Source organism: Pseudomonas sp. MWU15-20650 (genome assembly GCF_023242475.1).
GTDB lineage: Bacteria > Pseudomonadota > Gammaproteobacteria > Pseudomonadales > Pseudomonadaceae > Aquipseudomonas.
Window position 1 is genome coordinate 19,879 of record NZ_JALJFG010000036.1, and the last position, 20,942, is coordinate 40,820.

Genomic DNA, 20,942 nt, shown 5'->3' on the forward strand with positions numbered 1-20,942 from the left:
GCCGTGCCTATGATCGGTCGCCTGGTGGTGGTGGGTCTCGGGTTGATCGGCGGCTCGTTCGCCAAGGGCCTGCGTGAAAGCGGGCTGTGTGGTGAAGTGGTCGGTGTGGACCTGGACCCGCAATCGCGCAAGTTGGCGGTTGAGCTGGGGGTGGTGGATCGCTGCGAGGCGGACCTGGCAGCCGCGTGTCAGGGGGCGGATGTGATCCAGCTCGCCGTGCCGATCCTGGCTATGGAGAAATTGCTGGCGGTGTTGGCTGGCATGGACCTGGGGCAGGCGATTCTCACGGACGTCGGCAGTGCCAAGGGCAATGTGGTGCGTGCGGCGCAACTGGCGTTTGGCGGCATGCCGGCGCGTTTTGTTCCGGGCCATCCGATTGCCGGTTCCGAGCAGAGCGGGGTGGAGGCGTCCAATGCGCAGTTGTTCCGTCGGCATAAAGTGATTCTGACACCGCTTGCGCAAACCGATCCGGCGGCCTTGGCCGTGGTGGATCGCCTGTGGCGCGAGCTGGGGGCGGATGTCGAGCATATGCAGGTCGAGCGTCACGACGAAGTGCTGGCGGCGACCAGCCATTTGCCGCATCTGCTGGCGTTTGGCCTGGTGGATTCCCTGGCCAAGCGCAACGAGAACCTCGACATTTTCCGCTACGCCGCTGGTGGCTTTCGTGATTTCACGCGGATTGCCGGCAGCGATCCGGTGATGTGGCATGACATCTTCCTCGCCAATCGTGAGGCGGTGTTGCGCACTCTGGACACTTTCCGCAGTGACCTCGATGCCTTGCGCGACGCGGTGGATGCCGGAGATGGTCATCAGCTACTGGGCGTGTTCACCCGTGCGCGCGTGGCGCGTGAGCATTTCAGCAAGATCCTGGCGCGCCGGGCCTATATGGAGACGGCCGTGAGTACCGATGATCTGACGTTCATCGCCAGACCGGGCGGCCGTTTGAGCGGGCGCATTCGGGTGCCGGGTGACAAGTCGATCTCCCATCGGTCGATCATGCTTGGTTCGTTGGCTGAGGGCGTGACGGAAGTCGAAGGTTTCCTTGAGGGCGAAGACGCCTTGGCGACCTTGCAGGCCTTTCGCGACATGGGCGTGGTGATTGAAGGGCCGCACCATGGTCGCGTCACTATCCATGGCGTTGGCTTGCATGGCTTGAAGCCGGCGCCGGGGCCGATTTACCTGGGTAACTCCGGCACCTCCATGCGTCTGTTGTCCGGCTTGCTGGCGGCGCAGAGTTTCGACAGTGTGCTGACGGGGGATGCTTCGCTGTCCAAGCGTCCGATGAACCGTGTGGCCAAGCCGCTGCGGGAAATGGGTGCTGTGATCGAGACCGGCCCGCAAGGGTGTCCGCCGCTGACCATTCGTGGCGGCCAGGCGCTCAAGGGCCTGACTTACATGCTGCCGATGGCCAGTGCTCAGGTTAAATCCTGTTTGCTGCTGGCTGGTTTGTATGCAGAAGGCAAGACCGCGGTCACCGAGCCCGCGCCGACCCGTGATCACACCGAGCGTATGTTGCGCGGCTTTGGTTATCCGGTGGAAGTAGTGGGGGCTACGGCGTCAATCGAATCGGGTTATGCGCTGACGGCTACCCACATTGAAGTGCCGGGGGATATTTCGTCTTCGGCGTTTTTCCTGGTCGCGGCTTCGATTGCAGAAGGTTCCGAGTTGTTGTTGGAGCATGTCGGCATCAATCCGACCCGCACCGGGGTGATCGATATCCTGCGGCTGATGGGGGCAGACATCACCTTGGAGAACGCCCGTGAAGTGGGTGGCGAGCCGGTAGCTGACCTGCGTGTACGTGCAGCTGCGCTCAAGGGGATCGAGATTCCCGAAGCGCTGGTGCCGTTGGCGATCGATGAATTCCCGGTGCTGTTTGTCGCCGCGGCGTGTGCTGAAGGGCGAACCGTGTTGCGCGGGGCGCAAGAGCTGCGCGTGAAGGAGTCCGATCGTATACAGGTAATGGCCGACGGTCTGCTGGCGTTGGGCGTGAAGTGTGAGCCGACCCCTGATGGGCTTATCATTGAAGGGGGGCCGATGGGTGGTGGTGAAGTCCATGCCCATGGCGATCATCGGGTTGCCATGGCGTTCAGTGTCGCTTCCTTGCGGGCGGCAGCGCCGATTCGTATCCGTGACTGCGCCAATGTAGCTACGTCTTTTCCGAACTTTCTTACACTGTGTGCCCAAGTAGGCATTCGTGTTGCCCAAGAGGCTCAATTGTGAATATCAAAGCACCGGTGATTACCATCGACGGGCCAAGCGGCTCGGGCAAAGGCACGATCGCCGGCATCCTGGCCAAGCGCCTGGGCTGGTGCCTGCTGGACTCCGGCGCGCTGTACCGCTTGCTGGCATTTGCCGCACGCAACCATGGCGTCGACCTGACCAACGAAGAATCCCTGAAGTTGCTGGCGGCGCACCTTGATGTGCAGTTCGTCGGCGCGACGGAAGGTCATCCGCAGCGCATCATCCTCGAAGGGGACGATGTGACCGATGACCTGCGTAATGAACAAGTAGGCTCCTGGGCTTCCCAGGTTGCCGCACTGCCGGCCGTGCGTGACGCGCTGCTGCAGCGTCAGCGGGCTTTTCAGGAGCCGCCGGGGCTGGTGGCTGATGGCCGCGATATGGGCACCGTGGTGTTTCCGGATGCGCCGCTGAAGATTTTCCTGACCGCCAGCGCCGAGGAGCGGGCTCGCCGCCGCTACTTGCAGTTGAAGGGCAAAGTCGATGGTGTTAGTCTGTCGAGTCTGCTAGATGAGATCCGTGCACGCGATGAGCGTGATACCCAGCGCGCAGTAGCCCCGCTCAAGCCGGCGGCTGATGCCATACAGCTGGATTCCACGGAGTTGTCCATCGAGCAGGTGCTGGAACGCATCTTGAGTGAAATCGCCATTCGCGATATCGCCGGGTGACCAAGAAGGCCGCAGGGGACCAGTCATAGTCCTGTGGTGCTTCTTCTAATTGAAACTAACCCACACCGTCTGGGGTGTGGAGATGGGCGTATTCTTCGCCCTTATCAACAGGAATTAAAATGAGCGAAAGCTTTGCGGAACTCTTTGAAGAAAGCCTAAAAACCCTGAACCTTCAGGCAGGCTCCATCATCACCGGTGTTATCGTTGATATCGACTACCAAGCTCGCTGGGTAACCGTTCACGCTGGTCTGAAGTCTGAAGCTCTGATCCCGCTGGAACAGTTCTACAACGATGCTGGCGACCTGACTATCAATGTCGGTGACGAAGTTCACGTTGCTCTGGACTCGGTTGAAGACGGTTTCGGTGAAACCAAGCTGTCCCGTGAAAAAGCCAAGCGCGCTGAATGCTGGATTGTTCTCGAAGCAGCCTTCGCAGCTGAAGAAGTGGTCAAGGGCGTTATCAACGGTAAGGTTAAAGGCGGCTTCACTGTCGACGTTAACGGCATCCGTGCGTTCCTGCCAGGTTCTTTGGTCGACGTTCGTCCAGTGCGCGACACCACGCACCTGGAAGGCAAAGAACTCGAATTCAAGGTCATCAAGCTCGACCAGAAGCGCAACAACGTTGTCGTTTCCCGTCGCAGCGTCCTGGAAGCAGAGAACTCCGCCGAGCGTGAAGCTCTGCTGGAATCCCTGCAGGAAGGCCAACAAGTCAAAGGTATCGTCAAGAACCTCACCGATTACGGCGCATTCGTCGATCTGGGTGGCGTCGATGGCCTGCTGCACATTACCGATATGGCTTGGAAGCGTATCAAGCATCCTTCCGAAATCGTCAACGTTGGCGACGAGATCGATGTCAAGGTTCTGAAGTACGATCGTGAACGCAACCGCGTTTCCCTGGGCTTGAAGCAGCTGGGCGAAGATCCATGGGTCGCTATCAAAGCTCGTTACCCAGAAAGCACTCGCGTAACCGCGCGTGTTACCAACCTGACCGACTACGGCTGCTTCGCTGAGCTGGAAGAAGGCGTGGAAGGCCTGGTACACGTTTCCGAAATGGACTGGACCAACAAGAACATCCACCCTTCGAAAGTCGTACAAGTCGGCGACGAAGTGGAAGTTATGGTTCTGGACATCGACGAAGAGCGTCGTCGTATCTCCCTGGGCATCAAGCAGTGCAAATCTAACCCATGGGAAGATTTCTCTGGCCAGTTCAACAAGGGCGATAAAATCTCCGGCACCATCAAGTCGATCACCGATTTCGGTATCTTCATTGGTCTGGACGGCGGCATCGACGGCCTGGTTCACCTGTCCGACATCTCCTGGAACGAAGTTGGCGAAGAAGCTGTTCGTCGTTTCAAGAAGGGCGACGAGCTGGACACCGTTATCCTGTCGGTTGACCCAGAGCGCGAGCGCATCTCCCTGGGTATCAAGCAACTGGAAAGCGATCCGTTCTCCGAATACGTTCAGGACAACGACAAAGGCGCAATCGTTAAGGGCATCGTGAAAGAAGTTGACGCTAAAGGCGCCATCATCACTCTGGCCGACGATATCGAAGCAACTCTGAAAGCCTCTGAAATCAGCCGTGACCGCGTTGAAGACGCGCGCAATGTTCTGAAAGAAGGCCAGGAAGTAGAAGCCAAGATCATCAGCGTTGACCGCAAGAGCCGCGTAATCCAGCTCTCCATCAAGTCGAAAGACGATGCTGAAGAGAAAGAAGCAATCCAGAGCCTGCGCGACAAGCCAGCTACCTCTGAAATTGCTGCTGGTCCTACCACTCTGGGCGACCTGCTGCGTGCACAAATGGAAAAGCAGAACTAAGTTCTGTCAGACCATAGAAAAAGGGCGACTTCGGTCGCCCTTTTTTGTGTCCGTAATTTGATGAATCAACACCATAGAACCAAGGCGTGCAGCGCAATGTCAGAACTGGCTATAGTGATTAAAGAAGCTATTTCGCGTTGCTGATTCAGTAAGGGTTTGAATGAACAGAATTATCGTAGTACTCGCATTGGTGGTGCTTGCAGGTTGCTCTTCAACCAGTGCCAAGACCCACGCCAAGTACGGCGCCAGTGGCATCGAGATCGACTGTTCTGGCTTGGGTAATAAGTGGGAGGGGTGCGAGAAGCGCGCTGCCCGTGAATGCAAGATGCAGGGTTACAAGGTTGTCACCCGTTCCAGTGATGCAGAGGACGAAGAGGGTGACTACCTGTTTGGCTGGAATCCAGCCGGAGCGGTGACTCGGACGATGTTGGTGATCTGTAAGTGAGATGCGTGTGTGAGCCGCGGGTGTTTATTTCGCCCGCAGATTAGTTGCTGTATGGGCTGTTCAAATTCGTCAGGTCATGCTAAAACCTTCGAAGCGCTTTTCCTAGCTGCTTGAAAAAGAAGGGAAAAATATGACGAAGTCGGAGTTGATCGAACGAATTGTCACCCATCAAGGGCTGCTCTCATCCAAGGATGTGGAGCTGGCTATCAAGACCATGCTTGAGCAAATGTCCCAGTGCCTTGCGACCGGGGATCGTATTGAGATTCGCGGCTTTGGCAGTTTCTCGCTTCACTACCGCGCGCCGCGCGTAGGCCGTAACCCAAAGACCGGCCAGTCCGTAAGCCTTGACGGCAAGTTCGTTCCTCACTTCAAGCCGGGCAAGGAATTGCGCGATCGAGTGAACGAAGAAGAGGAAGAGGGCGTCTGAGTGCTTTTGGCGTAGGAGAAGATTATGCGTGGGGTTAAGCGCGTTGTTGCGGTATTGATTGCAGTGCTTGCAGCGCTGGTGGTCTTGGCATTCGTGCTTGAGAATCAGCAGGGTGTTGCGCTGTCATTCCTGGGTTGGAGCTCTGCGCAAATGCCGGTGGCGGTGTTTGTGGTGGTAGCTTTGATTGTTGGGATGATGATAGGGCCTCTGTTGGGCGTGTTTGTTCGTAAGCGTCGTCCTAAGTCGGTTGCCTAGGGTTTGAGCCTGCTACCTGGAATGTGGAAGGGTGAATGTTAGTGACCGTTTGTCAGAAAATTTTCTAGGCTAAACCCCTTTGAATTTTGCGCGGTTGCGGTCTCTCGTAAATCTTACTGGTTGCGACGCTATCTCCCGAGAAAATTCAGAATCGTCCTACATACATGTCAAGACTTGTAATATGTCAGAGAGATGGCAGAATGGAATCTGTTCTCGATAACAGGCGTTTTGTGCGCTCAAAATTTGGCAGAGACGCTGGGTTTTGGCGGTCATCCAATTAGAATAAAAAATACACAATTTTGTCTGCATAACGAGCCCGCAGTTTCTCTTTGAAGGCAGGTTTTTGTTGTGAGTAGTAGCTTCCGCGTTCCTCCCGCCCCTCCCGCTCCCCCATCGAGGGAGTTTGATGTTGTCGAGCTTTCCCAAGCGATTTGGAAAGAGAGAAAGCTGATTTTATCGGTTGCTATATTCGCAAGCGTGTTGGCTGTCGCATACGCGTTTATTGCCACGCCTGAGTATCAGGTGACAAGTGTTTTGCGTCCTTCTGCAATCAATGTACTCGATGCCCTGAATCGCTCGGAAATTTACAGGCTCCCGCCAGATGAGGCCCTGACGAAGGTGGGTGCTTCTCTGGAGTCGTATGAGACTCGTCTTGGTTTTTTTCGCGAAAATCAGAAGCTATTTAAGTCATTTGAACAGCCCGGCCGCACCTTGGAACAGTCTTTTGAAGCATTTAATCGAAATTCAATCAGGCTTGTATCGAGCGATGCAAAAAAAGCGGACTCGTTGAATGCTTATATTCAGATGGAAATGAACTACCCGAAAGGGGTTGATGGTGTTGCTATCCTCAACGGCCTTGTAGATTACGCCATCACAAGAGAGCGGAATCAGATTGCCGCAGACCTTGATGTGATTGTAAAAAATCGACTGGATGAGATTAAAGGCAAGCTGGATGCTGCCCGCTCAGGTTACAACACTGAAAAAGAAGCGAGGATCGCTCTTTTGACAGAGGCTGACGCGCTGAGGCGGTCGCAGCTACAAGACGAGCTTAAGGCTCTCAGGATGCAGTTGAAAGCGCGTCGTGCGGATCGAATGGCGCAGCTCAGTGAGGCAATAGGAATTGCAAAGTCTTTGGGTATCAGAAAACCTTCTAGTCCGTCATCGCTGGGAGAGGGTGAGCGGGGTGGGGCAGTCAGCATGATGCGCACTGAGATCAACAATCAGCAAGTCCCTTTGTATTTTATGGGTGTTGAAGCGTTAGATGCTGAGAGGGCCGCATTATCGCAGCGCAAGTCGGATGATTTTACAGAGCAGCGTATTGCGCAGATCGCTAAGGAGCTTCAACTGCTCCAGTCTAATAGGCAGATCGAGGTATTGAATCAGAGGAAGAACGAGGATCTATTTCTTAAAGGCGTAGAGCCCATGCGTGCAGAGATTGCTCGATTGCGCAATTTGAATATGGATATGGGGAAATTACAACTGGTTGCTATCGATAAGCGGGCAGTGGAACCTGCGAGTCCAATTAAGCCCAATAAGCTTCTAATTGTCGTCCTGGGAGCCTTCCTCGGGGTATTGCTGGGAATCTTTATTGCCGCATGCCGCCATTTTTTACGTTTGAGAGGTTATCAGGATAGGCGAACAGATGGGTTTAGCTTTCCTGTCGTGGAAAGCACCTTGGACCATGACAGTGCCGAGCGTGCGCTTCTCGACGCAACGCGATAGTCGGCAGGTTATAAGGACTGTGTTTTCTTCGGGTGGTGGTGTCGAAGGTCTGCTTGAATGACTTTATATAGAGCATATCCTCGTTCTGGTTCTGCATTGATATCATTTTGATATCGGTTCGGGTGTTGCTTATCAGGCTTGCTTTTATCAAATGGGTTTTTATACCAGTGAGCGATCCCGGGGAACCAAATGTGGTTTAAATGCCTCAAATCCTGGGCAGGGCCTGTAGGGTGCGCGATCTTGGTGAGCGACCGAAAGCCTTGACTTTTCAGGGGCGTGATGATCAATGGCTGGCGGCCATGTGTAACCTCAGAAATGTCGTTTCATTGATTTTTTTGCAAGGATATTTCAGAGGCGGCCTGTCCACCGCTTTTGAGGTGCTGATGCAGTCTGATCAAGCAGCATCAGCGCCGGGAGCGTTTCGCGAGTGTCAAAGCATGCTCTGGTTGAATTGGGTGTTCAGGGTAGTATTATCTGCATGCGAATTTATGATCTTCCGCAGTAGGTGGTTTTGGCGGGTGTGGGAGCAAGTTGTATTTCAGGGCATGTTCGGTATTAGATGTCAATATGGCCTGGCAAATATACCTGTCGATGTAAATGTAATAGCATGCCATGGAAAATGATATTCGTGAAAACGCTATGGGTGTAGGTACCCACTCAATCATCCGGCAGCCCAATACCTCGTTGCGTTACGATTGGTACCTGGTGCAATGCAAGCCTAAGCAAGACGGGCGCGCTCAGGAGAATCTCGAACGGCAAGGGTATGTATGCTCTCGCCCAGTCCTCAGGCGCGAAAAGGTCAGTCGTGGTCGGCGACAGTTCATTACGGAGTCACTGTTTCCGGGGTATTTATTTGTACACCTCCCGGAAGGTGCCAATTGGGCCCCGCTACGGTCGACAAAGGGGGTCAGTCGTATGGTTGCTTTTGGCGGCTCCCCACTGGGAGTAGCGTCCGGCCTTATTCATGCGCTGCAGGAGCGGGCAGATTTGGGTGTTGTTCCTACGTATCACGCGGGTGATAAGGTAGTTATCCTTGATGGCGATTTTTCCGGGTTTGAGTCCATTTTCATGGCGATGGACGGTGAGGAAAGAGCCATTTTGTTGATCAGCATATTAAGCCACCAGCGACAGATTGTTGTCCCTTTGAGCTGCCTAGGTGGGGCTGGCAGCGAGGCGTGAATGGCGTGATAGCAGCAGGCGAGTCTTCAAGGGGATGACTAAAAACCTTGGGGCGGTAGCGTGGGATTATTTTATTTTCCTCGCGCTCCGGTGCGCTAAGAATCCGCGGCAGAATTCAAGGAAGGCTAAAAAATTACGGCAGCTCTGCCCAGTGACAGTTTTCGCGAGGCACGTTCCCTAGCCAACACGAGTGTAATCGACTTTTCGATTTAAATTTACCAGTGCGAAGCTGAAATGGAATCGCGCTTTTCTAAATGGAACAAACACATGTTGTTATTAGAAGACATAAAACTTGCTATTGTTGGTTTGGGGTATGTTGGCCTGCCGTTGGCAGTTGAATTCGGAAAGCACCGCTCCGTTGTTGGATTTGACATCAATAAGTCTCGCATTGAGGCGCTTAGAGAGGGGCATGATTCGACGCTGGAAGTGAGTGATGATGAGCTGCTTTCTGCAAAATCTCTCAGTTTTAGCTCAAATTTAAATGAACTTGAAGATTGTAATGTTTTCGTGGTGACTGTTCCCACGCCAATCGACGAATACAATCAGCCAGACCTGACTCCTTTAATCAAGGCTTCGGAAAGTATCGGGAAGGTATTGAAGAAAGGCAATATCGTTATTTACGAGTCGACTGTCTACCCAGGTGCTACTGAAGAAGATTGTGTCCCCGTGTTGGAGAAAATCTCGGGACTCAAGTTTAATGTTGATTTTTTTGCAGGTTATAGTCCAGAGCGAATTAACCCGGGTGACAAGGAACACCGCGTTACTACTATTAAAAAGGTGACCGCGGGTTCTACTCCAGAAGTGGCTGATCTTGTGGATTCGCTGTATGGCGAAATTATTATTGCGGGCACGCATAAAGCTAGTAGCATTCGTGTCGCAGAAGCCGCTAAAGTTATCGAAAACACGCAGCGTGATTTAAATATTGCGCTGATTAACGAACTGGCCATTATTTTTAATAAAATGGGTATTGATACGGAGGCTGTGCTGGAGGCTGCCGGTACCAAGTGGAACTTCTTGCCTTTCCGTCCTGGATTGGTAGGGGGGCATTGCATCGGCGTCGATCCTTATTATTTGACCCATAAAGCTCAGTCCATCGGTTATCACCCCGAAATTATACTGGCAGGACGTCGTTTGAATGACAGTATGGGGGCATATGTCGTTTCGCAGTTGGTAAAAGCGATGCTCAAGCAGCGTATTCATGTCGACGGTGCCAGGGTGCTGATTATGGGGTTGGCGTTCAAGGAAAACTGCCCCGATCTGCGTAATACAAGAATCGTGGATATCGTGCGGGAGCTGGCGGAATACAATATTGCTGTGGACGTGTATGACCCATGGGTAAGTGGCGCTGAGGCAGAGCACGAATATGGCATAATGCCTATCGATACTCCGGTTGAAAACACGTATGACGCCGTGGTACTTGCGGTGGCTCATAATGAGTTTCGATCGATGGGGGCTGCGAAAATTCGCGCACTCGGTAAGGACAAACACGTGCTTTATGACCTGAAATACCTTTTGGAACGTGGTCAGTCTGATATTCGTTTGTGATTGTATTTTAGATGCCTACACAGTAGTGGGCAATTTTAGACTCTCTTTCTCTACGAAGTGGACCCTATGACGCGTTACGAAATGCTTTTAAAGAACCTTCCAAATGAGCCAAAAGTTTGGCTTATTACCGGGGTTGCAGGTTTTATCGGTTCGAATTTGCTTGAGACGCTGTTGAAGTTGGATCAGCATGTGGTCGGCCTTGATAGTTTTGTTACAGGGCACCAGCGTAATCTCGATGAGGTACAGCAGAGCGTCGATGGTGAACAGTGGCTCAGGTTCAAATTTGTTAACGGTGATATCCGAAATCTGGATGTCTGTCATGAGGTTTGTTCTGGCGTCGATTATGTGCTTCACCAGGCTGCTCTTGGTTCCGTGCCTCGCTCCCTAAATGATCCGATCACTACAAGCCAAACTAATATTGACGGCTTTCTGAATATGCTGGTGGCTGCACGGGATGCCAAGGTAAAAAGTTTTACCTACGCCGCTAGCAGTTCTACTTACGGTGATCACCCAGGGTTGCCGAAAGTTGAAGATGTGATCGGTAGTCCGTTGTCCCCTTATGCGGTGACAAAGTACGTCAACGAATTATATGCTGACGTGTTCGCACGCTGTTATAACTTTAATACCATTGGCCTGCGTTACTTTAATGTGTTCGGTAAGCGGCAAGATCCGGATGGTGCCTATGCGGCTGTTATCCCGAAATGGGCGGCGTCCATGATTAAGGACGAAACTATATTTATAAATGGAGATGGTGAAACAAGCCGCGATTTTTGCTTTATAGAGAATACTGTCCAAGCCAATTTGTTGGCGGCTACCGCGGTTGATCCAGCTGTTCGCAACCAGGTTTATAATGTTGCTGTCAGTGGTCGCACAACACTTAATACGCTGTTTTACGCTCTGAAAAAAGAGCTGGCGGCAAATGGTATTGATTATCGAAAGGACCCGGTATACCGGGATTTTCGTGCTGGTGACGTGAGGCACTCTCAAGCTGACATTGGAAAAATAAAAACCAGTCTTGGTTACTCACCTGCCTACCTGATAGAGCATGGTGTGGCAAAGGCGATGCCGTGGTATGTCACTTTTTTAAAGTGATGTTGAAGGGTATGTATAGCCTGCTAATGGTTATGAGAGGGGATGATGAGTCTTATTAAATGGATAGATTTCCAGACGTTGGGTGATGAGCGAGGCAGTCTGGTTTCAATCGAACAGGGTAAGGTCGTTCCGTTTGAGATAAAGCGTGTTTACTATATTTATCGGACGGCTGAAGGCGTTAGTCGTGGATACCACGCCCATCGGAACTTGCAACAGGTCGCTATATGCCTGGTCGGCAAGTGCCGTATGGTATTGGATGATGGCGTTAAGCGAGAGGACGTTTGGCTGGATTGTGCAACAAAAGGGATTTTGATCGAAGGTGGTATGTGGCGTGAAATGCATGACTTCAGTGAGCAGTGTGTACTGCTTGTCTTGGCAAGCGCACCTTATGATGAAGCAGATTATATTCGAAACTACGAAGAGTTTTTAGCCATCGCACGCCAGGCTAGAATATCAAGCTCATCATAGGCCTATAGCACCTCCACTGTTTAAGCTTGTGAGTTATTGCACGGTATTGATCTGGTGATGTGCTGCGTTGTTATAAAGTTAAGCAGTGTGTTGTATGACGTCAGCGGTTGTGTGCTGCCTTACTCGCCGCCTTAGAAACTAATCAGGTTATATAAAGATGGTAAATTTTCTCGATTTGAAAAGCATCAACGCCGTGCTGCGTTCTGAGTTGATTGAAGCATGTACTCGGGTTATTGATTCTGGTTGGTATATATCAGGCCGAGAAGTAGAGGCGTTCGAGGCTGAATTTGCAGCGTACTGTGGTGTTAAGCATTGTATTGGTGTGGCAAATGGCTTGGACGCTCTGACGTTAACCATACGAGCGTGGAAAGTGCTTGGGCGATTGAAGGAGGGTGATGAAGTCATTGTTCCGGCCAATACGTACATTGCGAGTATTCTATCGATCACCGAGAACGGTTTGGTTCCGGTGTTAGTAGAGCCTGACAACGCTACCTTCAACTTGTGTCCAGCGAGATTGGAAGGCGCTCTCACTGATCGCACAAGGCTGGTATTGCCTGTGCATCTTTATGGGCAAATCTGCGATATGTCTGCTATTAATGAATTTGCGCAAAAGTATGGTCTGTTGGTGCTGGAGGACTCGGCTCAAGCACACGGCGCAAGCGTGAAAGGTAAAAAGACAGGTAGCTGGGGAAATGCTTCAGCATTCAGCTTCTATCCGGGCAAAAATCTTGGGGCGTTAGGAGATGCTGGCGCTGTAACCTCAGATGATGATGAGCTTGCTGAAACTATTCGAGCCTTAGGAAATTATGGGTCGAAATCGAAATATAATAATATATACAAAGGCGTGAACAGTCGCCTGGATGAGCTGCAAGCGGCGATGTTGCGTGTGAAACTGAGCCACTTGGAAAAAGATATGAGTGCGCGTCGGAGTATTGCAGCTGCCTACATGGCTGGTATAGAAAACCAAGCGTTGAAGTTGCCGCTTGAAAAGTCTATTGATGCTACCGCCTTCTCCGAGCATGTTTGGCATTTGTTTGTTGTTCGGTGTCAGAATCGAACTGCTTTTCAAGACCATTTACGTGCAAAAGGTGTGGAGACGCTGATTCATTATCCTATCCCTCCGCACAAGCAGAAGGCTTATGCCGAGTGGGATGAGTTGAATTTTGATATTACCGAGCGCATGCACGCCGAAGTCATTAGTCTCCCGATTGGACCGACGATGAATACGGATGACGTTTCCATCGTTATCGAAGCATGTAATAGTTTTAACGGCGCCACGGTAGAATGACGTTTCTTAAAACCAGTTTGTTGAATGGTATAGCAGTCGTTGTACGTATGGTCACGCTATTATGTATAAACAAAATCCTTGCGGTGTACGTCGGGCCTGTGGGCTATGCTGCGCTTGGTCAGTTTCAAAACGCAGTACAGATGATTACAACGTTTGCAAGTGGCGCCATTAATGCTGGCGTCACTAAATACACCGCTGAGTATCATGAAGATGAAGAGCGGCAGCGCACGGTGTGGCGCACGGCAGGCAGCATTTCCTTGATCGGTGCGCTGGTGACCGGCGTACTCGTGACCGTGTTTAATGAAAGATTATCTCTGATCTTTTTGAAAGATCGTGCGTTTGGTGGTGTATTTGTTTGGTTTTCAGCGACCTTAGTGTTGTTTATTCTGAATACTTTACTGCTAGCAGTACTAAACGGTAAGAAAGAAATCCCTCGGTACGTTATATCAAATATCGCGGGGAGCTTTTTTGCTCTGGCCGTTACCGCGTATATGGCGATTATGTGGGGGCTGTATGGCGCGTTGGTAGCATTGGCGGTTTATCAGTCGTTAAGCTTTTTTGTTACAGTTTTTCTTTGCTATACAGCCCCGTGGTTCAAGATTCGATATTTTATCGGACGAATTGATCCCGGCGTGGCTCGAAATTTGGCTAAGTATACAGCGATGTCACTCACTTCTGTGGCGTGTGTGCCCATTAGTCAGATTTTGGTTCGAAATCACTTGGGCCAAAGCTTCGGGTGGGAGGCGGCGGGTTATTGGGAGGCGTTGACGCGGCTAAGTGGTGCTTATCTTATGCTGATCACCACAACGCTAAGTGTCTATTATTTACCTAAATTCTCCGAGTTGAAAAAATCGGAAGATATCAGGGCAGAAATCGCGAATGGATATAAAATAATATTGCCTCTCACTGCGGCGGGCGCACTGATAATCTATCTTTTTCGCGACATGATAGTGAAGTTGCTTTTTACTCCTGAGTTTTTGCCGATGACTGATCTGTTTGCCTGGCAAATGCTAGGCGATACGTTGAAGATCGGAAGTTGGGTTATGGCCTACTTGATGCTTGGGAAAGCGATGTTCAAGCTTTTCATGGTCACAGAAATTGTTTTTTCTTCTTCTTTTGTGATTTTGTCTTGGCTGTTTACCAATGAACTGGGTTTGCAGGGTGTGACCGTGGCCTACGCAATCAATTACGCGGCGTACTGGGTTGTTATGGGTGTTTGCATGTCACGCAAATTGAAGGCAGTTCAATAATTATTTGAAAATGAGCTAAGCATGATTACACTTGTGATACCTTCGTATAATCATATTAATTATGTGTTGGGTTGTATTAAGGCCGCTCTGGCAGTCGATTTGCCAGGGCGAAAAATCTTGGTAATTGACGATGGCTCTACAGACGGGTCTGGCGAAGCCATCGGGGATTTTATTTCAAGTTTATCCGATAGCACAGTCGAGTTTATATCCAAGCCAAATGCGGGCCTTGTTTCATCACTGAACCTGGGTTTAGCGATGGTAGATATGGAGTTTGTTTACCTGGTTGCATCTGATGATATCCCAGAGGCGGCCGGGATTAAAAAATGTGTTGATAAGTTAATCGGGAGTCCGAACGCAAAATTTTGTATCGGTGGTGGTTATGCTTTCTTTGATCAATTACCTGAAAAAAGAACGCCTATATACGGGGTTGCCCAAGATAATTTCTTTAGTCTAAGCGTTGATGCAATGAGTCGCAGTATCTTCTTGAATTATCCCTCTCCAATACTATTGCAATCTACTGTTTTTAGAACTGACGCATTGAGAACAATTGGTGGCTGGGATCCGAAGTTGATGTTGGACGATTATCCTACTTTTATAAAGTTGTTAACACGTTTTCCTGTTCGTGATGTGGATTTTCTTTATGTGCCAGAGGTGAGTGTTGTTGGTTATCGGCAACACGAATCAAATAGTTATAAAAATGTAAAGAGGCAGTATTTCATGGTGCGGGAGTTGATGGAGGAACTTGCACCGGATTATATTCAGCGTAAAGCGATTGGCCGTGTCCTGGCTTCTTATGTCATTTCGGCTTTGAAGAGCGGTGATTTCGCCACGACACTCGCGATGCTCAGGGCATCGAAGTTTATGCACGTGGTTGCGGCCATACCTGCGGCGATAGGCCTAGTGGGAAAAAAAATAGCAGGAAGGTCTAATTAATAGTTGAGCGTGGTAATGAGCTCGCCTATACCCTTGGTTTCCCTAGTAGCGGTTGGACGGTGGTTTAATTGAGATTATTTTTTAAGAATGCGTTAGTGTCACCAGTCTTCGTCTTACTGTTCATTACCCTGCTAATGTATTGTGCTAACCTGCTGGCCCTTGAGCAACCCTGGGATTGGGGGCACAGTGTTTATTTGTTGGGTGTCCTGTCTTTTGTAATCGTTTACATGCTTGTATATGTATTGTTGAATGTAGGCGGTATCCCTCACCCAAAAGCTGAACTGATCTCACCCTATCGAGTTGTTATCCAGCTCTACTGGTTTTGTGCTTTTTTTGGTTTAGTACTGTCTCTTTACAAGATTTATGCGTTCGGTTATAACGGAAATTATGGTAGCGTTTTGTTAGCATTGAGAATCGCGAATACCTGGGAGCACCAACCCTCCTATGGGGCTCAGCACTTTGCGTTGTTCGCACTGTGTTTGTCGCTTTACTATGCACAGCAAAAACGAGCTTTTCCTTGCTTGGTAGCAGCGATCATTTATTTGACCTCGGCTTTTAGTATGGCGGAGAGAACAAGTATGATGTTTATATTTGTAGCGGTGGGTTATACCGCCATCAACGAGGGGTGGATAAGACTGAAGGGGCTGCTGCTGTCCTTAGCCGTTTTAATAGCTTTGTTCATCATCGTTGCTGTCGGAACCGGCAAAACCGGCGGAGATAAGGGGTATGACTTTATCCTGTTGTACTTGGGTTATGCTGTGACAGCCTTTTCACAATGGACCGAGGGTAAGGACTATTTAGGCTGCGCTGATCTGGTGTTTGGAAAATTTATTGATCTGATGTCGCTGGGGTTATACTCTTGCCCTCCTCTTGACCTTGGTCTCACTGATAAAGACTTCAATGTTCTCACCTACGCAGCGTCTCCATACTTATTCGGTGGGCTGCCGGCTGTCATAATATCTATGGCAATTGTCGGTGCATTTTTTGCGATTCTCCGGGTTTTTGCAGCTAAGAGAAAAGGTTATTACTTAGCAATTCTTAGTTGTTTTATGTATGCGCTGATCATGATGTTTTATGCATGGCAATTTTCATTGACGACCTATTTATATTTGATGCTCATACTTTTTCCTCTCTTTGCGGGGCGGTTCTTTCACCCGAGTGGGCAGCAAATTTCCCCGTGATCAATGCGTCTTGTCAGTGGTCTCCAGACGCCGTTGGCTACGCAACGGATGACCGTAAAATTATTTGAGCTGTTGAGATCAAAATGAAAATCTTATTACTTCCAAAATATTCTCGTATGGGAGCCAGTACGCGCCTTCGAACGCTTCAGTTTTTACCTTTTTTGGAAGCTGAAGGGTTGCAAGTGGATATTGAGACGCTGTTTGATGATAAGTATCTTGAGGACCTTTATCGGGGCGGTGGCAGATCGTTTCTTTTAACACTAAAGCAATATATTTTGCGTCTCGTTGTGCTGTTCAAGGCGGCGCGCTATGACGTTGTGTGGATCGAAAAGGAGATATTTCCGTTCTGCCCAGCCTTCGCAGAAAGGCTGCTAAAGTTGTTTGGTGTTCCGTATATCGTTGATTACGATGACGCGGTTTTTCACACGTATGATCTTTCTTCAAGTGTGTTGGTTCGGTTTCTTTTGGGATCCAAGATTGACACAGTGATGCGTCACGCAGAATGTGTAGTTGCAGGCAACGCTTATCTCGCTGACCGTGCGATAAAAGCGGGGGCGCCTAATGTTGAGGTGATACCGACTGTGGTCGATCATTCTCGCTACGCGGGCACACTTCCACTCCCCAATAAAAAAATGGTAATCGGCTGGATTGGTTCCCCGTCAACTGAAAAGTATGTCGTCCAAATTCGAGATGCTCTCAGAGTCGCATGTGAAACTTATGGTGCTCGCGTGGTTTTGATGGGCGCTAGTGAAGGCGTTATCAACGAACTTGAGGGTATTGACGTCGAGGTCCAAGCTTGGAGCGAAGACGCTGAGACTGGGTTTGTTCAGGCACTTGATATTGGGATCATGCCATTGATTGATGGGCTTTGGGAGAAGGGGAAGTGTGGGTATAAACTAATTCAATATATGGCTTGCGGGGTGCCGGTTATTGCGTCACCCGTGGGTGTGAATGTTGATATTGTCGAAGGCAACCAGTGTGGAATGTTAGCAACAGACATGTCTGATTGGCATCGCTGTCTTGACACGTTACTGGGCGATCGGGATTTACGTCTTTTTTATGGCAGCAAAGGGCTTTATGCAGTAGAAAGCGTCTTTTCGGTGCAAGTTCAAGCGCCGCGAATCAGGGATATACTAGCCGTAGCAGGCAGTCGGGTAGGTTAGTGTAATAAGTTCTTTGGTAATGTTGCCGACGGTCTTGTCATCTCAGTTTAATTTTCAAGGCTTCACCCACGCTTACCTTCGCGGCCTTAAATTCGGGATTTATTAAAATGTGTGGATTAAGCGGTCTTTTCGATCCGTCCAAGCGCCCTGAGCTTTACGAAGTCATCTCCAGAATGAACGATGCCATAGCGTACCGCGGACCTGATGATTCGGGTATCTGGATTGATGACCTTGGACTTGCGTTGGGGCACAGGCGACTGGCGATTGTTGATCTCACCAGCGCGGGCCACCAGCCGATGCATTCTCACGACCAGCGCTATGTCCTGGCTTTCAATGGAGAGATTTATAATCATCTCGAGTTGCGCAATCAACTTGAGGCAGAAGGTAATACTCCTCCTTGGACGGGCCATTCAGATACCGAAGTCTTGTTGGCATGTCTTGCTCGTTGGGGCATCGAAAACGCGCTGAAATCGCTGGTCGGCATGTTCGCGTTTGCGCTTTGGGATAAGCAAGAGCAGGTATTGACGCTGGCTCGTGATCGAGTGGGCGAGAAGCCTCTTTATTGGGGGTGGCAGGATAATATCTTACTATTTGCGTCTGAGTTGAGTGCAGTGAAGGCGTATCCGGAATTTAAAGCCGAAGTCGACCGTAATTCGCTCGCGCTTATGTTACGCCATAATTGTATTCCCGCGCCTTACAGTATTTATAAGGGCATTTCAAAACTTCGTCCTGGGCACTACGTGTCTTTAACGCTGAGCGATATTGCTGCTGCAAAAAGTTCTGAATCTCAAGCCTATTGGTCGGTCAACGATGCCGTTACTGCTGGGCTGGCAGATCCTTTTAAGGGTTCGCCGAAGGAAGCGACCGACGCACTGGAGAATCAGCTCCGACTGAGTATCGGGCAACAGATGTTGGCCGACGTTTCACTCGGTGCGTTCTTGAGCGGCGGCGTCGACAGCAGTGCAGTTGTTGCGTTGATGCAGGCCCAAAGTAATCAGTCAGTTCGTACCTTTACCATTGGCTTTGACGAAAGTGGCTATGACGAGGCGGTGCATGCGAAGGCCGTGGCAAAGCACTTGGGAACGCAGCATACGGAGCTCTACGTGCGCCCCGAGGATGCCCTTGCGGTTATCCCAAAGCTTGCATCCATGTACTGCGAGCCGTTTAGTGATAGTTCGCAGATTCCAACATTTTTGGTCAGTCACATGGCCAGGAAAGAGGTTACCGTCGCGCTTAGCGGTGACGGCGGGGATGAGCTGTTCGGTGGCTATAACCGGTATCTAACCGCGCGGCAGGTCTGGCAGAAAATGCACCGCTTGCCGGGTTTTGCGCGCAGCGCGACTGCTAAAATGCTGCGTGCCTTATCGCCGGGGGCGTGGGACCAATTGTTTCAGTTGAGTAAGCCTCTGCTGCCCAAGCGCTTGCACCTGGCGACGCCCGGGGATAAAGCTCATAAACTGGCCTCGGTGCTCGGTATTGCCAGTGGTGAAGACTTTTATCATCAACTGAACAGCCATTGGGAGGATCCTGCTAGTGTTGTAATCGGAGCGCATGAGCCGGTAACGCTATTCACCGACAAGACCGCTTGGCCTGTGACCGATAGCTTTGAACATTGGATGATGGCAATGGATACGCAGACTTATATGACCGACGATATTTTGGTCAAAGTAGACCGCGCATCAATGGCTGTCAGTCTGGAGTCACGTGTGCCAATGCTTGATCATCGCGTTATTGAGCTAGCTTGGCGCATGCCCCTGGACCTGAAAATTCGGGATAATCAGGGCAAATGGTTACTGCGGGAAGTTCTATATCGGTATGTGCCTAAAGAGCTTATTGAGCGTCCCAAACAGGGCTTCGGTATCCCACTGGACAGTTGGCTCAGGGGGCCTTTGAGAGAATGGGCAGAGAATCTTCTCGATGAAGGGCGCTTGCGTCGAGAGGGGTTCTTCCATCCTGAACCCATCCGGAAAAAGTGGGCGGAACACTTGAGCGGACGCAGAAATTGGCAGCATCACTTGTGGGATATTCTTATGTTTCAAGCTTGGCTGGCAGAGCAATAAAAAATGAATTTTCTATTAATCGCCAGCTATCCTGATTCTTTGATCAACTTTCGTGGGCCGTTATTGGACGCGTTGATTGCTAGAGACCTGACGGTGCATGTCGCCGCGCCGGATCTCCCTTCAGATAGCCCTGTGAGGATGCGCCTGGAAGAGAAAGGCGTGATCGTGCACGAAATTCCGCTGCGAAGAGTCGGCATGAACCCGGTTGTCGACTTTTTCACCCTCATTTCACTTTGTAAGCTTATGGCACATGTGAAACCGGATGTCGTTTTGGCTTATACGGTGAAGCCGGTTATCTATGGTCTGCTCGCCGCTCGATTGATGAGGGTTCGCCGGCGTTTTGCGCTGATCACCGGTCTAGGTTATGCATTTCAGGGATCGAGTGATGGGACGGGGGAGCGCCGTGGTTTGCTTCGCGCCTTAGTGCAACGTTTGTACGCGTTGTCGCTGCGATCTGCGACCCGAGTTTTCTTTCAGAACCCGGATGACCAGGCGTTGTTCCAGCAACTCAAACTGATCGGATCTGAAACGCCTTCTACTGTAGTGAACGGTTCGGGTGTTGATTTGGGTGACTTTAATGTCGTCCCCCTACCTGGAAAAATTAGCTTTCTCTTGATTGCTCGACTCCTCGGCGACAAAGGCGTGCGTGAGTTTGTCGGTGCCGCGAAGGCCATAAAGGCCGAGTATGAGCATGTCGTGTTCAAGGTCGTTGGGTGGATTGATGAAAATCCGGATGCTATTTTGCAAGAAGAACTGGATGCCTGGGTCGGTGATGGTACATTGGAATTCTTAGGTCGCTTGCAGGATGTGAGGCCGGCGATTGCGGACTCATCTGTTTATGTATTGCCATCTTATAGAGAGGGAACGCCTCGCACCGTTCTTGAGGCCATGGCAATGGGTAGACCTATTATCACCACGGATGCTCCTGGTTGTCGCGAGACGGTGGTTGATGGGGAAAATGGTTTTTTGATATCGGTCAAGGATGTTGAAGGACTCACTGCTGCGATGTTGAAGTTTGTCAACTCGTCGGAGCTTATTTCGAGTATGGGCAAAAAATCCCGCGCGTTGGCGGAGCTTAAGTATGACGTTGAAAAAGTCAACGCGGCAATGTTGCAGGGAATGGGTATTTAACGGTGTTTTTGGGGTGTTAACTCATGTTGTCGACTTTACACTGAAGGCCTCGGTGAAAGGTGTTGCAATAGCGTTGAAGCCTG

The 20,942-nt window shown here is 50.5% G+C and carries 19 protein-coding genes; all 19 read left to right on the forward strand.

What is annotated here, in order from left to right:
* Nucleotides 1–9: 9 nt before the first annotated feature.
* Nucleotides 10–2,220, forward strand: a complete 2,211-nt coding sequence (locus M5B43_RS22320; RefSeq protein WP_248752146.1) for a bifunctional prephenate dehydrogenase/3-phosphoshikimate 1-carboxyvinyltransferase — start codon at nucleotides 10–12, stop codon at nucleotides 2,218–2,220.
* Nucleotides 2,217–2,906 (forward strand): (d)CMP kinase, encoded by a 690-nt coding sequence (cmk, locus tag M5B43_RS22325; protein ID WP_016971485.1) that lies wholly within the window; start codon nucleotides 2,217–2,219, stop codon nucleotides 2,904–2,906. Before M5B43_RS22320 ends, cmk begins: the two co-directional genes overlap by 4 nt.
* Before the next feature lie 119 nt (nucleotides 2,907–3,025).
* Nucleotides 3,026–4,720: a 30S ribosomal protein S1 gene (rpsA, locus tag M5B43_RS22330; protein ID WP_071483562.1), complete on the forward strand. Its 1,695-nt coding sequence runs from the start codon at nucleotides 3,026–3,028 to the stop codon at nucleotides 4,718–4,720.
* A 160-nt stretch (nucleotides 4,721–4,880) separates the two neighbouring features.
* Complete coding sequence (locus M5B43_RS22335) at nucleotides 4,881–5,165, forward strand: hypothetical protein (protein ID WP_248752111.1); 285 nt, start codon at nucleotides 4,881–4,883, stop codon at nucleotides 5,163–5,165.
* Between the two features lie 130 nt (nucleotides 5,166–5,295).
* Nucleotides 5,296–5,592 carry an integration host factor subunit beta gene (gene ihfB, locus M5B43_RS22340; RefSeq protein ID WP_003189779.1) on the forward strand — a complete coding sequence of 99 codons (297 nt, stop codon included), beginning with the start codon at nucleotides 5,296–5,298 and terminating at the stop codon, nucleotides 5,590–5,592.
* A gap of 24 nt (nucleotides 5,593–5,616) precedes the next feature.
* The gene (locus M5B43_RS22345; RefSeq protein WP_248752112.1) at nucleotides 5,617–5,847 is read left to right on the forward strand and encodes a lipopolysaccharide assembly protein LapA domain-containing protein; all 231 of its coding nucleotides are present in this window, start codon (nucleotides 5,617–5,619) and stop codon (nucleotides 5,845–5,847) included.
* A gap of 348 nt (nucleotides 5,848–6,195) precedes the next feature.
* On the forward strand, nucleotides 6,196–7,569 hold the full coding sequence (locus M5B43_RS22350) for a Wzz/FepE/Etk N-terminal domain-containing protein (protein WP_248752113.1): 1,374 nt from the start codon (nucleotides 6,196–6,198) through the stop codon (nucleotides 7,567–7,569).
* Nucleotides 7,570–7,769: 200 nt separating this feature from the next.
* Entirely contained in the window at nucleotides 7,770–8,192 is a 423-nt protein-coding gene (locus tag M5B43_RS22355) for a hypothetical protein (protein WP_248752114.1), read from the forward strand.
* A 16-nt stretch (nucleotides 8,193–8,208) separates the two neighbouring features.
* The gene (gene rfaH, locus M5B43_RS22360; protein WP_248752147.1) at nucleotides 8,209–8,748 is read left to right on the forward strand and encodes a transcription/translation regulatory transformer protein RfaH; all 540 of its coding nucleotides are present in this window, start codon (nucleotides 8,209–8,211) and stop codon (nucleotides 8,746–8,748) included.
* Nucleotides 8,749–9,015: 267 nt separating this feature from the next.
* The gene (tviB, locus tag M5B43_RS22365; protein ID WP_248752115.1) at nucleotides 9,016–10,293 is read left to right on the forward strand and encodes a Vi polysaccharide biosynthesis UDP-N-acetylglucosamine C-6 dehydrogenase TviB; all 1,278 of its coding nucleotides are present in this window, start codon (nucleotides 9,016–9,018) and stop codon (nucleotides 10,291–10,293) included.
* A gap of 66 nt (nucleotides 10,294–10,359) precedes the next feature.
* Complete coding sequence (locus tag M5B43_RS22370; protein ID WP_248752116.1) at nucleotides 10,360–11,385, forward strand: NAD-dependent epimerase/dehydratase family protein; 1,026 nt, start codon at nucleotides 10,360–10,362, stop codon at nucleotides 11,383–11,385.
* Nucleotides 11,386–11,430: 45 nt separating this feature from the next.
* A complete protein-coding gene (locus M5B43_RS22375) occupies nucleotides 11,431–11,853 on the forward strand; it encodes an FdtA/QdtA family cupin domain-containing protein (protein ID WP_248752117.1) in 423 nt (140 codons plus the stop codon).
* A gap of 157 nt (nucleotides 11,854–12,010) precedes the next feature.
* Nucleotides 12,011–13,141, forward strand: a complete 1,131-nt coding sequence (locus tag M5B43_RS22380) for a DegT/DnrJ/EryC1/StrS family aminotransferase (RefSeq protein WP_248752118.1) — start codon at nucleotides 12,011–12,013, stop codon at nucleotides 13,139–13,141.
* On the forward strand, nucleotides 13,138–14,391 hold the full coding sequence (locus tag M5B43_RS22385; RefSeq protein ID WP_248752119.1) for an O-antigen translocase: 1,254 nt from the start codon (nucleotides 13,138–13,140) through the stop codon (nucleotides 14,389–14,391). Before M5B43_RS22380 ends, M5B43_RS22385 begins: the two co-directional genes overlap by 4 nt.
* Nucleotides 14,392–14,412: 21 nt before the next feature.
* Nucleotides 14,413–15,324 (forward strand): glycosyltransferase family A protein, encoded by a 912-nt coding sequence (locus M5B43_RS22390; protein ID WP_248752120.1) that lies wholly within the window; start codon nucleotides 14,413–14,415, stop codon nucleotides 15,322–15,324.
* 68 nt (nucleotides 15,325–15,392) lie between these two features.
* Nucleotides 15,393–16,505 carry an oligosaccharide repeat unit polymerase gene (locus M5B43_RS22395; RefSeq protein WP_283099582.1) on the forward strand — a complete coding sequence of 371 codons (1,113 nt, stop codon included), beginning with the start codon at nucleotides 15,393–15,395 and terminating at the stop codon, nucleotides 16,503–16,505.
* Between the two features lie 83 nt (nucleotides 16,506–16,588).
* Complete coding sequence (locus M5B43_RS22400; RefSeq protein ID WP_248752122.1) at nucleotides 16,589–17,668, forward strand: glycosyltransferase family 4 protein; 1,080 nt, start codon at nucleotides 16,589–16,591, stop codon at nucleotides 17,666–17,668.
* A gap of 107 nt (nucleotides 17,669–17,775) precedes the next feature.
* Entirely contained in the window at nucleotides 17,776–19,728 is a 1,953-nt protein-coding gene (gene asnB, locus M5B43_RS22405) for an asparagine synthase (glutamine-hydrolyzing) (RefSeq protein ID WP_248752123.1), read from the forward strand.
* A gap of 3 nt (nucleotides 19,729–19,731) precedes the next feature.
* Nucleotides 19,732–20,859 carry a glycosyltransferase family 4 protein gene (locus M5B43_RS22410; protein WP_248752124.1) on the forward strand — a complete coding sequence of 376 codons (1,128 nt, stop codon included), beginning with the start codon at nucleotides 19,732–19,734 and terminating at the stop codon, nucleotides 20,857–20,859.
* Nucleotides 20,860–20,942 lie beyond the last annotated feature (83 nt).